Below are 13364 nucleotides of genomic sequence, written 5' to 3'. Positions count from 1 at the left end.
GAGGAGATCAAGTCGACCTCCAAGAAGGTCACCGCCAACGCCGAGATCGCCCAAGTCGGCTCCATCTCCGCCAACGGCGACAAGGAAATCGGCGACATGATCGCCAGGGCGATGGAAAAGGTCGGCAACGAAGGCGTCATCACGGTTGAAGAGGCGAAGGGCCTCGAGACCACGCTGGACGTCGTGGAAGGCATGCAGTTCGACCGCGGCTACCTCTCCCCGTACTTCGTGACGGATCCGGACCGGATGGAGGTCGTCCTGAACGATCCGTACATCCTCATCCACGAGAAGAAGATCTCGTCCATGAAGGACCTGCTGCCGATCCTCGAGCAGGTGGCTCGTGGCGGCAAGCCGCTGCTGATCATCGCCGAGGAAGTGGAGGGCGAGGCCCTGGCCACCCTGGTGGTGAACAAGATCCGCGGCGTGCTGAGCGTGGCGGCGGTGAAGGCGCCGGGCTTCGGTGACCGCCGCAAGGCCATGCTGGAGGACATCGCCACCCTGACGGGCGGCCGGATGATCGCCGAGGACCTGGGCATCAAGCTGGAGACGCTGACGCTGGCCGACCTGGGCCGCGCCAAGCGGATCACCATCGACAAGGACAACACCACGATCGTGGACGGCGCCGGTGGGCAGAAGGACATCGAGGCTCGCGTGAAGCAGATCCGCGCGCAGATCTCGGAGACCACCAGCGACTACGACCGCGAGAAGCTCCAGGAGCGCCTGGCCAAGCTCGTGGGCGGCGTGGCCGTCATCAACGTGGGCGCGGCCACCGAGACCGAGATGAAGGAGAAGAAGGCTCGCGTGGAGGACGCGCTCAACGCCACCCGCGCGGCCGTCGAGGAGGGCGTGGTGCCCGGCGGCGGCGTGGCCTACCTGCGCTGCGTCAAGGCGCTGGAGTCCATCAAGACGGACGCCGGTGAGAAGTTCGGCGTGGACATCATCCGCCGCTCGGTGGAGGAGCCCCTGCGCCAGATCGTCGGCAACGGCGGCCTGGAGGGCAGCGTGGTGGTGAACAAGGTCAAGGAGGGCACCGGCTCGTACGGCTTCAACGCCGCCACCGGCGTCTACGAGGACCTGCTGGCCGCGGGCGTGATCGATCCGGCCAAGGTGAGCCGCACGGCGCTGCAGAACGCGGCCTCCGTGTCCTCGCTCATGCTGACCACCGAGGCGATGGTGGCCGAGCGTCCGAAGGCGGACGATGACAAGGCCCCGGCCGGCGGCGGTATGGGCGGCATGGGCGGCATGGGCGGCATGGGCATGTAATGCCCCCTCCCTCGGCGCTCTGAGCGCCAGGGTGAGCACGGCCTCCAGTTCCCTCGTGGAACTGGGGGCCGTCTGTTTTTCCGAGGAAGGTGGCGCGCGGACGCCCCGCCTCTTAGCTTTAGGGAAAGACGATCCGGAGGGATTGCGTGAAACCCGTGAAGATCTACACCACGAACTACTGCGGCTACTGTGTCCGGGCGAAGGATCTGCTCAAGCGCAAGGGCGTGGACTACGAAGAGGTGGATGTCACCGGGGACGATGACATGCGAGCCCGGCTGGTGGAGATGAGCGGCGGCCAGCGCACCGTGCCGCAGATCTTCATCGGTGAAACGCACGTGGGCGGCTACTCGGACCTGTCCCAGTTGGATCGCGACGGCCGGTTGGACCCCATGCTCCAGGGCTAGGCAGACGGGCGGGCGAGCGTAGAGGGAGCTTCCCTGGCGTGACTACCTTCCTGAGAACTCAGGGACTTTCATGCGGAGAGGGAGGCAATCCGATGGCCGGTGAAGAGCAACAGACGGGGACGCGGGACGAGCACTACAACCTGATCAGCGTGCTGTACCACCTGCTCGAGGGCGCCGCGACGGTGGATCAGTACATCCGCGATGCCCAGCAGGCGGGAGATCAGGAGCTGGTCCAGTTCTTCCAGGACTGGCAGGAGGAGCAGCGCAACTTCTCCGAGCGGGCCAAGAACCTCCTCAGCGGCCGGATGGTCCACGCCGGAGCCGGCATCGGCGCCGCGGGCGGTGCCAGGAAGAAGGGCATCCTGGCCGGCGTGGCCAACAAGCGCGAGATGAAGGACGTCACCAACGCCAACGTGAAGTCCGGCGGCAACGCGAAGGATGACATCGTGGACGAGCAGTCCAAGGAGTCCTTCCCCGCCAGCGACTCGCCCGCCAAGTACTAGCCCCGGGCGTGGCCCCGTGGCGTCCGGCTGGATTCCGCGAGGCCAATGGTCTTGACTCACCGGCCGTGAACCGTGCCGGTCTGTCCTTCCTTGGCGCCGTCCTGTTGCTGGCCCTCGCGGGCTCCGCCTGCCGATCGGCCTACCAGGTCCAGCGCGATGTGCCCGCGGAGCTGTCCGCCTCCGCGGTGATGGTCTACCCGTTCCTCTTCCGGTGGCCCGAGCCGGCCTTCCGCTCCTTCGAGCTCTCGCAGCGGATGCTGGACGTGGCCCTGAGCGAGGCCGGCGAGCGGGCTCTCTTCTTTGGCCCCTCCGAGTTCAAGGTCTACCGTCCGGAGGATGACAACGCGTGGGCGGCCAGCAACGCCGTCACGCTGCTGGCGCCCTACCACCTGCGCCCGGAGCAGGGGCTGGTGCTGCGAGCCTGGGCCGAGCGCCGCATCCAGTCCGCGCAGGGCGAGCTGGTCGACGCCAAGGGCCGCGCCATCGGCCAGAGCACGCTGGAGGAGACCACCTACCTGGGCCATGTGGAGGTGCTCCACCCCTCCACCCGCCAGCGCGTGCTGGAGATCTCCGGTGAGGTGAAGACGGATCCCTTCGCCGAGCGCACCGACGAGGGCGCGGACCCTACTCCGGAGCTCACCGGCCTCATGGAGAAGCTCACCCGCGAGGCGCTCCGAGCCCTGGAGGAGCACCTCCAGGCCCCACGCGAGCCCTCCCCTGCCCCGGCCCGGGTGGCCTTCATCCCCTGGCAGGCCTTCGAGTACGCCGAGGAAGGCCGCCCCGCCCACCTGGGGGCGCTCGCCTCGATGGACCCGCTGGATGCCGAGGTGCTCCGCCAGCAGCGCCTGCGTTTCGCCAATCCTGGACTGGAGACAGCCGCGCTGGATCGCCTGCTTCGCCTCCCCGCCGGGTTGTACGTCCTGTCCGCACCCGAGGGTGGCAAGCTGGCTCCGGGAGACGTCATCCTCCAGTTCGAGGGCCACCCCGCACTGCCCCAGGTGCTGGCGCGGGCCCGGCTGGCTCCCACCCCGCTCCCAGCCCAGGTGCAGCCCGCCCGTGGGGGGACGACTTCTCAGATTCTCCTGCCTTGAGTTTGTTTGACTTGCCCCTCACGTCCAAACGCCCCTAAACAGGACCCACCCAGAGCGATCCGGGCTGCGGTTGGGGGCCCGGGCTTGAAGGCGAGTGCCCATGACCGACAGACCCGAAGTCACCCAGTCCGTCCTGACGGAAGCCGAAGGCCGCCCTGTTCGCATCCAGGTGCGTGAGTGGACCGTGGAGGTCGCCTCCGGGCCGGACAAGGGCAAGAAGCTCACCACCCAGGACTCGCTGGTACGGGTGGGCTCGGATCCCGCGAGTGATCTCGTCCTCACGGATCCCACCGTCAGCCGCCGGCACCTGGAGATCGAGCGCACCGCGCGAGGGCTGCTGCTGAGGGATCTCGGCAGCCGTAACGGCACCTACCTGGATGGGAGGCAGGTGCTCCAGGTGGTGCTGCAGTCCGGCGACAAGGTGCAGCTGGGCAAGACGAAGCTCAACATCAAGCCCGACACGCGCACCACCGAGGTGGAGGTGCCCTCGGGGGCGGACTCGTTCGGCACGCTGGTGGGCGCCTCGGAGCGCATGCGCCTGGTCTTCGCGGATCTGCGCCGCATCGCCCGCGAGGACATGAACCTGCTGATCGAGGGCGAGACGGGCACCGGCAAGGAGCTGGCGGCGCGCGCGGTGCACCAGCACTCGGCGCGGCGGCACGGGCCCTTCAAAGTCGTGGACTGCAACCTCATCACCGAGGAGAAGGCGGAGCGGGAGCTGTTCGGCTCCATGCGCGCGGCGGATGACGAGGAGAAGGGCGTGCGCGGCGTCTTCGAGGCGGCCCAGGGCGGCACGCTCTTCCTGGACGAGGTGGGCGAGCTGCCCCTGGCCCTGCAGCCCAAGCTCTTGCGCGTGCTGGAGTCTCGCGAGGTGCCCACGCTCAATGGCGGCGCGGTGCCGGTGAACGTGCGGGTGATCGCCTCCACGCACCGCAACCTGGAGGAGGACGTGCGCCAGGGCCGCTTCCGCGCGGACCTGTACTTCCGGCTGGCGGTGGCCCGCGTGCGCCTGCCGCCCCTGCGCACCCGGCGCGAGGACATCCCCGTGCTGGCCCACTCGCTGCTGGCGGCGCTCAAGGCCAACTTCGAGCTCACCCCGCAGACGCTGGCCCTCTTCGAGGGCTACGAGTGGCCGGGCAACGTGCGCGAGCTGCGCAACGTGCTGGAGCGCGGCGCCCTCATGCAGGAGACGGGCAACACCAGCTGGCTGGACTTCATGGCCCAGCCCCAGCGCAAGACCGAGGGCGCGCCCGCCGCTCCCACCACGAGCGTGGGCGCCCTGGTGGTGGTCATGAACTACCACGAGGCCAAGGATCGCGTGCTCGCGGACTTCGAACGCTTCTACTTCGCCGAGGTGATGAAGGAAGTGGGCTTCGACATGAAGGCCGCCGAGCAGCGCACCGGCCTGTCCATGCAGAGCCTCTATCGCCTGTTGAAGAAGAACGGGCTGCGCCTCAAGGATCTCAAGAACGCCGAGGGCCTTGATAAGTAAGCGCCCGCATTCCATCCCACGGAGGGGAAACCACACATGTTGCGTCGCCTTGCCATCGCATCCGTCATCTTCACCGCCGCCTGTGCGGGCCCGCAGAAGCCCGCGGGCCCCGCCGCCCCCACCACGGTGCAGGAGAAGATGCGCATCACCAACCAGCCGCCGTTTGATCTGGCCTCCTGCCAGCCACGCCAGCTCACCCTGCCTCCACCGCCCAACAATGGCCTCCTGGTGGGCGCGCTGCTCTCCACCCGGCCCCAGGTGATGGAGTGTCTGGTGGATCCCAAGAACCGCGGGCCCGCGCAGACCACCAAGGTCATGCTGAAGACCAGCGTCACGGACCAGGCCGCCACCAACACCATTACGGGCGAGAACCTCACGCCCGAGGGCCAGAAGTGCATCCAGACCCTGGTGGACAAGGCCATCCAGCTCCAGCCGCTGGAGAAGGGCGCCAAGCCCGTCGAGGCCCAGGCGGAGATCATCCACGAGCTGAACAACAGCCCCTCGGTCACCTTCGGCGTCAACGAGGGCTCGGACTTCTCCGGCACCATCCGGCTCGCCCAGGAGCAGTGGTGTGAGTGCTACGCTCCCTTCACCACCCAGGCCCCGCCGGTCCTCACCGCGAAGATCAAGCTGAAGAAGGGGGCGGCGACGCCGGCCGATGTGACCTTCGAGCCCAGCGGCAGCACCGAGGGGGATCAGCTCGCGGCCTGCCTCAAGTCGAAGATCACCGCCCTGCCGGCCAAGGTCAGCGTGGACGAGCTGAACTTCCCCCACCGCTTCATCCACTTCCACTCCGGGGCCAACGAGGCCCTGGCCAGCCTGCCGCCGGAGCTGCGCTTCTACCAGCTCGAGGGAATCCGCAGCCAGCGCACCGCGGACACCGCCGTCGCCTTCGGCCAGCGCGCCAGCGCGGCCGAGACGTATGACGCCCTGGTGGCCAAGTACCAGAAGACCAAGGACTGGCACCTCGTCAACGATCTGAAGGAGAAGTGCGCCGCGCTGGTGCAGTCCGCGGACAACTGGATCAAGGCCATCGAGACCCAGCAGGCCGCCGAGCAGCAGACCGTGACGCTCGTTGGAGAGCTCAAGGCCAAGGACGAGGGCTGGGCCGCCGTGGAGACGGCGAGCCAGACGGCGCTGGCCAACACCCAGAAGGATCTCGACACCGCCAAGCAGCGCCGCCAGCAAGACGAGGCCGCCTGCCCCAAGGAGAAGCCCGCCAAGAAGTAGTCACCTCGAGCGGAGACGACGCTCCCGCCAGGCACTGGCGGGGGCCTCGGTGAAACGAAGGCGCGGGACCCGCTCAAGGGCCCGCGCCTTTTTCGTCTCCCGCGGGATGACGGACGAGGGAGCGCTCAGGCCGCGGTGACGTTGTCGTTGGCGGCGGTGGCCTCGCGGATCTTCACGCTCACCAGCTTGGAGATGCCGGGCTCCTCCATGGTGACACCGTACAGCGTGTCGGCCACCTCCATGGTCCGCTTGTTGTGGGTGATGAGGATGAACTGAGACTGGTTGCTCATCTCCTTCACCATCTCGTTGTAGCGGCCCACGTTGCCCTCATCCAGCGGCGCGTCCACCTCGTCCAGGAGGCAGAAGGGCGTCGGCTTGATGAGGAAGATGCCGAAGATGAGCGCCACCGCGGTGAGCGCCTTCTCGCCGCCGGACAGCAGGTTCACGCTCTGCAGCTTCTTGCCCGGCGGCTGGGCGACGATCTCCACGCCCTGCTCGGCGCCGGGGCCCTCGTTGGTGAGCACCAGGCTGGCCCGCCCGCCGCCGAACAGCCGCGGGAACACCGCCTGGAACTTCTCGTTCACCACGTCGAACGTCTGCTTGAAGCGCTCGCGGCTCGTGGCGTCGATGCGGCTGATGGCCTCCCGGAGCTGCTCCAGCGTGGCCGTCAGATCCTTCTTCTGCGCCGCCAGGAAGTCGAAGCGCTTGCTCAGCTCCGCGTGCTCGTCGATGGCGGTGAGGTTGATCTCCCCCATCTTCTCCACCTGGGCGCGCAGATCCTTGAGCTCCTCCTGCGTCTCGGGCGCCAGCGGCGCCAGCAGGTGGTAGTTGTGCAGCTCGTGCGCCAGCTCCACCTGGTGCCGCTCGCGGATGCCCGCTGACAGGTGCTCCAGCTCCAGGGCGATCTCCCGCTCCTTGAGGGAGATCTGCGACAGGCCCTGCATCAGCTCGTCCAGGCGGCCGCGCAGCTCGCGGAAGCTGGTGTCCTGCTCGCGCACCTCGGCGGAGGCGGCGGCATGGGCGGTGCGGCGGCTCTCGAACGTCTCGGCCGCCACGCGGTGCTCCTCGGCCCGCTTGGCCCGGGCCCCCTCCGTCTCCTCCGTCTTTCGCCGCAGCTCTTCCAGGCGCGTGGTGCCCTCGCCCACCGTCACCCGGAGGCGGTGGACGCGCTCCTCCATCTCCCGGCGCTGGGTGATGAGGCTCTCCAGCTCCTTGCGCGCCGACTCCCCGCGCTCGCTGCCGGCGGCCACCTTGATGCGCAGCCCCATCAGGTCCGCGGACGCCTTGTCCGCGCGCTGCTTCAGCGACTCCAGCTCGCTGGAGAGCTGCCGCACGCGCTCCTCGCGCCCCTCGCGGTCCGCCTGCCCGTGAGCCACCTCGCCGCGGCTGTTCTCCTCCTCGTGCACCAGCGCGCCGTGCGCGTGGGCGAACTGCGCCTCCTCGGCCTCCACCGAGGCCAGCCGCTCGCGCACCCGGGCCAGATCCTCGCTGGCCTTGTGGAGATCCTTCTCCTGGCTGGCGAGGTTCAGCTCCTCGGCGTGCTGGTTCTTCGCCAGCCCCTTGAGGACGCTCTCCGCCTGCCCCATCTGCTTCTGGAGCGTGTAGTGCCGGGTGAGGATCTCGTTGTAGCGCTCCTCGACCCGGGCCACCTCGCCGGCCAGCTCGGCGATCTCGCGCTTCTTCTGCAGGGCGCCCACGGCCGCGCCCTCGCGCTCGCCGCCGGTGAGGGTGCCATCCGAGCGCACCACCTCGCCCTCCAGGGTGACGAGGGTGCACGGAGGTCCGCCCGCGGCCGCGTAGGCCCGCGCCGCCGCCATGTCCTGGACGATGATCACATCCCCGAGCAGCAGCCGCACCACCGGCTGCAGGGACTCCTCGCACTTCACCTCCGCGAAGGCGCTGCCGAGCACCCCCGGCCGGCTCAGCTCCGGCTCCACCACGGGCGCCAGCCGCTCCAACGCGGGCACCGGGAGGAAGCTGCCGCGGCCCTCGGAGGCCGTGCGCAGGTACTCCACCAGCTCGAAGCCCTTCTCCGGGCTCTCGACGATGACGTGCTGGAGCCGCTCGCCCAGCGCCGCCTCCACCGCGCGCTCGAAGCGCGGCGGCGCAGTGAGCACATCCGCCACCAGGCCGAAGATGCCCTGCTCGCGGAACTGCTGGCCAGCGCGCACCATCACCGCGCGCACGCCGCGATCGAAGCCCTCGTAGTTCTTCTGGAGCTCCTCCAGCGAAGCCAGCCGGCTGCGCTTGTCGGACAGCTCCTCGCGGAGGCTGATGACCTGGATCTCGCTCTCGGCGAACTCGGCGCGGGTGCGCTCCAGGGCCTCTTCCTCATGAGTCTTCCGCTCGGCCAGCTCCATCGCGTTGTGGCGGCTCTCCTCCACCATCTGGAGCACCTGCCCACGAGCGCGATCCAGCTCCTGCTCCTGGGCGCGCAGGGCCTCGGTCTCCACGCGGTTCTTCTCGCGGCGGGCCTCCAGGTCCGTGCGCTGGCGCGCGAGGTTGACGAGGTTGGACTCATGGTTGGCCAGGCGCGCCGCTACGGCCACCAGCCCCGCGCGCTCCTGCTCCAGCCTCAATGCCACTTCCGTTTGCAGGTGCGTGGCGCGGCGCTGCTCCTCCTGCGCCACCTGCATCGCGACCTCGTCCTCCTTCCACGCCCCGGCGATGCCCGACAGCTCCGCCTCCCGAGCGGCCATGGTGTCGGCCACCTCGGACTGGCGGGCCAGCAGCGCGCTCAGCTCGCTCTCGGACTGGGCCACGCGGGCGCTGGTCTCCTCGAGATCCTTGCGCCAGTAGGCCAGGTCCTGATCATCACGCTGCACGGCGCTCGCCAGCGCGTGCACCTCGCCGGAGAGCTTCTGCAGGGCGGCGGACTCCTCCTCCAGCTCGGCGCGGCGCCGGGTGATGCCCTCCTCCAGCTCGCGCACCCGGTCCAGGTTCTCGCGCTCCTCGGAGCCCAGGCTCTCCAGCCGGGCCTGGAGCACCTTCTTCTCCGCGTGCAGCTCCAGGAAGCGGTGCGCGGCGGCGTGCAGATCAATGTCCCGCATGCGCGCCTTGAGCTTCTTGTACTTCTCGGCCTTCTTCGCCTGCCGGGCCAGCGTATCGAGCCGCTTCTCCAGCTCGTTGGTGATGTCCGTGACGCGCAGGAGGTTGGCCTCGGTGGCCTCCATCTTCCGCTCGGCGGCCTTGCGCCGGGTCTTGTACTTGGTGACGCCGGCGGCCTCCTCGATGATGGAGCGCCGATCCTCCGGCTTGCTCGAGACGATCAGGCCCACGCGGCCCTGCTCGATGATGGAGTAGGCCTTGGTGCCCACGCCGGTGCCCAGCAGCAGCTCCGTGATGTCGAGCAGGCGGCAGGTGGCCTTGTTGATGAGGTACTCGGACTCGCCGCTGCGGAACAGGCGCCGGGTGACGGTAATCTCCGGGAAGCCCTGGTACTGGGGCGCGAGCTGATCCGTCTCCTCGAGGGTGAAGGTGATGGACACCTCGGCCATGGACAGCGGCGGCTTGTTCTCCGAGCCGTTGAAGATGACGTCCTCCATGCCGCGGCCCCGGAGGTTCTTGGCGCTCTGCTCGCCCATGGCCCAGCGGATGGCGTCCACGACGTTGGACTTGCCGCAGCCGTTGGGGCCGACGATGCCTGTCACGCCGTCGTCGAAGCTGAAGACGCTGCGCTCCATGAAGGACTTGAAGCCGGTGATGTCCAGGCGCTTGATTCGCATCCAGCGGGCTCCTGTGGGGCTTGGTGCGCGAGAGGTGTGAATTCGCTCCAAGGCCGAAAAATCGGCCCCGGAATGTGGTCAGGAGTATCAGTCACGCGTGACACGATCAAGCGTGACCATGCAGCGTGTGACCATACATCTTGAATGTAGCCCTGTACCGCCAGGGGTGGACGGCAAGGGGTTGAAAAGTAAGAGATGCACCCTACCTTCCCGGTGATCCTTCTGGAGGCAGCCTACGTACGCGCCCTTACTCGTCCTCTCGGTCCTCGTAGGAGCAGCGCCCGCGGGTCTACCCCAGCGGTCTGACACGCCCCCCGCCGAGGCGGCCTGTCCCAACCCCTACTTCCCTCTGGAGGAGGGGCTGAAATTGACCTACCGGGCCGGATCCTCCGAGTTGACGATCTCGACCCGGGAGGTGACGGCCACCCCCGAGGGGCTCAAGGGACTCCTGGCGGTGGATCTGAAGGGGAAGAACGGCCAGACGGAGGCCTTCTGTACCTCGGAGGGAGTGCGCACCGAGCTTGGCGGCCTGGAGGGGACGCTGCTGTCGGCCTCGGGGATGCAGGTGGAGGTGGTCTCCGCCGAGGGCGTGGCGGTGCCGCCCGCGGCGCGCATGGTTCCCGGGGCGTCGTGGAAGAACTCGCTCTCGGTGAAGATGCAGCCGCCCGCGGGTTCGAAGATGCCGGGCGGCATGGTGTTCGCCAGCACGTTCGACAAGGAGGCGACCGTCCTCGGAGAGGAGGAGGTGACGGTCGGCGGGGGCACCTTCAAGGCGCTGAAGGTGAAGAACACCACCACGGCGCGGGCCAGCCGCGCGGGCGCTCAGGGGCGCTCGGTGGAGAGCTTCATCTGGTTCGCTCCCGGGGTGGGCATCGTGAAGATTGCCACCGGGGGCAACACGGACCTGGAGCTGCTCAAGGTGGAGCGGCCCGCGGCGGTGCAGAAAGCGCCGGCTCGCGGCAAGAAGAGCTCGAAGCTCTGAGCAGGAGGGCTACCGCTTGGAGCGGGACTTGGGAGCCTTCGTGCCTCGGGGGGGCTTTCCGGCTGGGCGGGCTGCGGTCCCCTCCTCGAAGAGTTCCCGCACAGACCTGGCCGTCGCCGCCCTGCGCAGCCAGAGCTTGAGTTGCTCCTGCTCGCCGCAGGCCAGGATTCGCTGACGGCTGGCGTCATCCACCTCGAGCCCCCGGGCGTCGAGCACCTCGAGTAAGGCTACCCGCTCGCCCTCGTGACGGCCTTCCTGGAGCCCCTCCGCGCGGCCTTGGGCGAGCCACTCACGGAACAAGGGGAACTGGGGCTCGTAGTTCGTCTTCATCAGTGCCTCCAAGGCTCTGCGGGCTGCTTCCCTCAGTGAGGAGAGGGCCAGGTCAACGTAAAGGCGGACGCGCTCGGCTTCAAGGCCCTGTACCGCGGCCAGGACTGTCTGGGCGATGGCCTGTCCCACCTCGGCCTGCCCATGCGCCATGACGGACAACACCGCTAACTCCGGATCCCTGCGAGCCGCCTGCTCGTCGGTGAGCACGGGGATGGCGGCCGGACCGGCCACCAGCGGTTGGAGCACGAAGCCGGGGTGGCCCAGCTCGATGGGCTGCGCGCACCAGCGAGCCACCGCCTCGTCGGGAGCCACCACCAGGAGCGCCGTCGGACAGTTCACCCGAGACCGCAGGCTGGTCAAGTACAGCGGCCACGTCTTGCGCTTGTCCTCATCCCGCGACAACTGCACCTCGACGACGATGGCGAAGACAGGCTGGCCCTCCAACAGCAGCACGACGAGGTCGGCGCGGTACTCGGTAGGCACCACCTCGGTGAGCTCGGCGGACTCCACGCGCGCCTCGGACCAGGACGGCAGCTCCAGGCCGAGCGCATCGCGCAGCAGCTCGGGCGCCAGTGTGGGGCGGTTGCGAAACAAGAGCAGGAGTCCCTCGTGCTGCATGGAGGCCATGGCATGGCACCCTACGCGAGGGGTCTGACCTGACACGTCTCCAGCGCTCGTCCCTACGCCACGGGGCAGCGCGGCCGCCAGCCGATCTCGGGATGCGCTCACGCCCGCCCAGGCTTGGCGTAGGCTGCTCACAGGTGGAGGGAGCAGCTCCCTCCCCTTCCACGAGGCCCACCATGGAGAGAGCGTCCCCTCCCAGCCTGCACCCGGCCTTCCTGCCTCCAGGCACGCAGGTGGGGCACTGGCGCGTGGTGGACTGGGGGGACGCGGTCCCATCCCCGCCCATCTCGTCGAACGAGGCGGCGGCGATGCGCAGCGGCTCTCCGCCGTCCTCCCGGGGAAGCTCGCGGAAGTGGAAGGGGAAGCCATCCCCATCCTTGTCCTTCGTCCAGCCGTCCTTGCCCCCCTCACCGAAGGCGAGCACGGCCTCGAGCTCATCGATCAGCGCGGTGATGATGAGCACGTCGTACCGGCGAAACCCCACGTCACGCTCCTTCCGATTCCCGGCAACAGCCTGCCGTGAGGAGTACCCAAGGAGTCAAGCTCCACCGCTGACTCAAGCCACCAGAGTTGCTCGAGTCAGTTCATCTGCGTGGAGACGATGGGATCCTGCGCCCCCGTCCTCCAAGGTAGCTCCGGCCACCAGCGCTCCACCACGGGCGGTGCGCTCGGCTCGACGCTCTGGCCCGGCCTCGGCGCGATGACCGTCTCGCCCGTCTGTGCGGCGGCCGCGAGCACCCGCTCGATCGGCTCGGTCCAGCCATGCGCGGCAAGAGCGAACAGCCCCCAGTGCACCGGCAGCAGGACACGCCCCCGGACCATCCGGTGCGCCATCACCGCCTGCTCGGGCCCGATGTGCCAGTCCGGCCACGCCTTGTGGTACTGCCCCACCTCGATCATCGTCACATCGAAGGGCCCCAGCCGCGCGCCAATGTCCTTCATCGCCGGGAACAGCCCCGTGTCACCCGAGTAGTAAGCGCGGTGCTGCGGCCCCACGAGCGCGTAGCCCGCCCACAGCTTCGCGTCCTTGTCGATCCCGGTCCGTCCCGAGGCATGGCGCGCGGGAGTGCACACCACGTCGAGCCCGCCCACCCGAGTCCTCTCCCACCAGTCGAGCTCGACGATGTGAGCCTCGGGCACTCCCCACGAGGCCAGATGCGCCCCGACGCCAAGCGGCACGATGAAGGTGGTGTTCCAGTCCTTCATCGCCGAGAGCGTCCCGTAATCAAGATGATCGTAATGGTCGTGCGAGATGACGACAGCATCGATCGCGGGCAGCTCCCCGAGCGGAATCGGAGGGGGATACCAGCGGCGCGGCCCTGCCCAGCCCAGCGGCGAGGCGCGGTCGCTCCACACCGGATCCGTGAGCACACGGTGTCCATCGATCTCAATCAGCACCGACGAGTGCCCAAGCCACGTGACCCGCAAGCCGGAGGCGGGCGGCGTCTCGAACCGCTGGCGGTTACCCGTCACCGTGGGCACGGGCTGCTTGGGGCTCACGTCCGGGCTCGGGTGGGACATGGCCGTCACCGAGCCCCAGGCATCGTTGATGAGCGGCTGCGGGTTCTCGAAGTGGCCGTCCTTCCACTCCGGTGAGCGCTCCATCCGTGCGAGTCGCGAGCCCTCGGCGCGGTGCCCCATGGCCGTCCACGCGTCCGCGACAGTGCCAACCACCACGATGGCCGTCAGTGCCCCGATCCACCGGGCCACACGCATCAGT

Annotated in this window: 10 protein-coding genes; 7 read left to right on the top strand and 3 right to left on the bottom strand. The window is 68.7% G+C overall.

Going from position 1 to position 13364, the window contains the following annotated elements; genetic code table 11:
* From groL to ACJ8AT_RS32975, 6 genes are all read left to right on the top strand, one after another.
* Positions 1-1263 (top strand): chaperonin GroEL (gene groL / locus ACJ8AT_RS33000; protein ID WP_407741926.1); only part of this gene is annotated, 1263 nt, incomplete at its 5' end.
* A gap of 146 nt (positions 1264-1409) precedes the next feature.
* Positions 1410-1667, top strand: coding sequence for a glutaredoxin 3 (gene grxC, locus ACJ8AT_RS32995; RefSeq protein WP_407741925.1), 258 nt, complete (start codon positions 1410-1412; stop codon positions 1665-1667).
* Between the two features lie 92 nt (positions 1668-1759).
* Positions 1760-2170, top strand: a complete 411-nt coding sequence (locus tag ACJ8AT_RS32990) for a hypothetical protein (protein WP_407741924.1) — start codon at positions 1760-1762, stop codon at positions 2168-2170.
* Positions 2171-2235: 65 nt separating this feature from the next.
* A complete protein-coding gene (locus ACJ8AT_RS32985) occupies positions 2236-3261 on the top strand; it encodes a hypothetical protein (protein ID WP_407741923.1) in 1026 nt (341 codons plus the stop codon).
* Positions 3262-3361: 100 nt separating this feature from the next.
* Positions 3362-4753: a sigma 54-interacting transcriptional regulator gene (locus ACJ8AT_RS32980; RefSeq protein WP_407741922.1), complete on the top strand. Its 1392-nt coding sequence runs from the start codon at positions 3362-3364 to the stop codon at positions 4751-4753.
* 36 nt (positions 4754-4789) lie between these two features.
* Positions 4790-5983 (top strand): hypothetical protein, encoded by a 1194-nt coding sequence (locus tag ACJ8AT_RS32975; RefSeq protein ID WP_407741921.1) that lies wholly within the window; start codon positions 4790-4792, stop codon positions 5981-5983.
* A gap of 125 nt (positions 5984-6108) precedes the next feature.
* Here the strand turns inward: ACJ8AT_RS32975 and smc are convergent, their stop codons facing one another.
* The gene (gene smc / locus ACJ8AT_RS32970) at positions 6109-9708 is read right to left on the bottom strand and encodes a chromosome segregation protein SMC (RefSeq protein WP_407741920.1); all 3600 of its coding nucleotides are present in this window, start codon (positions 9706-9708) and stop codon (positions 6109-6111) included.
* A 394-nt stretch (positions 9709-10102) separates the two neighbouring features.
* Here smc and ACJ8AT_RS32965 point away from each other — a divergent pair, with 394 nt between their 5' ends.
* A complete protein-coding gene (locus ACJ8AT_RS32965; protein WP_407741919.1) occupies positions 10103-10690 on the top strand; it encodes a hypothetical protein in 588 nt (195 codons plus the stop codon).
* A 9-nt stretch (positions 10691-10699) separates the two neighbouring features.
* Here the strand turns inward: ACJ8AT_RS32965 and ACJ8AT_RS32960 are convergent, their stop codons facing one another.
* Positions 10700-11647: a hypothetical protein gene (locus ACJ8AT_RS32960; RefSeq protein ID WP_407741918.1), complete on the bottom strand. Its 948-nt coding sequence runs from the start codon at positions 11645-11647 to the stop codon at positions 10700-10702.
* Between the two features lie 576 nt (positions 11648-12223).
* Positions 12224-13360, bottom strand: a complete 1137-nt coding sequence (locus ACJ8AT_RS32955; RefSeq protein WP_407741931.1) for an MBL fold metallo-hydrolase — start codon at positions 13358-13360, stop codon at positions 12224-12226.
* Positions 13361-13364 lie beyond the last annotated feature (4 nt).

Origin of the sequence: Hyalangium sp. (assembly GCF_045802625.1) — a bacterium.
In the GTDB taxonomy this organism is placed as follows: Bacteria; Myxococcota; Myxococcia; order Myxococcales; family Myxococcaceae; genus Hyalangium.
The sequence above is the reverse complement of the archived record's forward strand: the minus strand, read 5'-3'. Positions and strand labels throughout refer to the sequence as shown.

Coding starts and splice junctions, on each gene's coding strand:
- ACJ8AT_RS32980 (WP_407741922.1), top strand. CDS start 3,362: ATGACCGACAGACCCGAAGTCACCCAGTCCGTCCTGACGGAAGCCGAA.
- ACJ8AT_RS32960 (WP_407741918.1), bottom strand. CDS start 11,647: ATGGCCTCCATGCAGCACGAGGGACTCCTGCTCTTGTTTCGCAACCGC.
- ACJ8AT_RS32955 (WP_407741931.1), bottom strand. CDS start 13,360: ATGCGTGTGGCCCGGTGGATCGGGGCACTGACGGCCATCGTGGTGGTT.
- smc (WP_407741920.1), bottom strand. CDS start 9,708: ATGCGAATCAAGCGCCTGGACATCACCGGCTTCAAGTCCTTCATGGAG.
- ACJ8AT_RS32975 (WP_407741921.1), top strand. CDS start 4,790: ATGTTGCGTCGCCTTGCCATCGCATCCGTCATCTTCACCGCCGCCTGT.
- ACJ8AT_RS32990 (WP_407741924.1), top strand. CDS start 1,760: ATGGCCGGTGAAGAGCAACAGACGGGGACGCGGGACGAGCACTACAAC.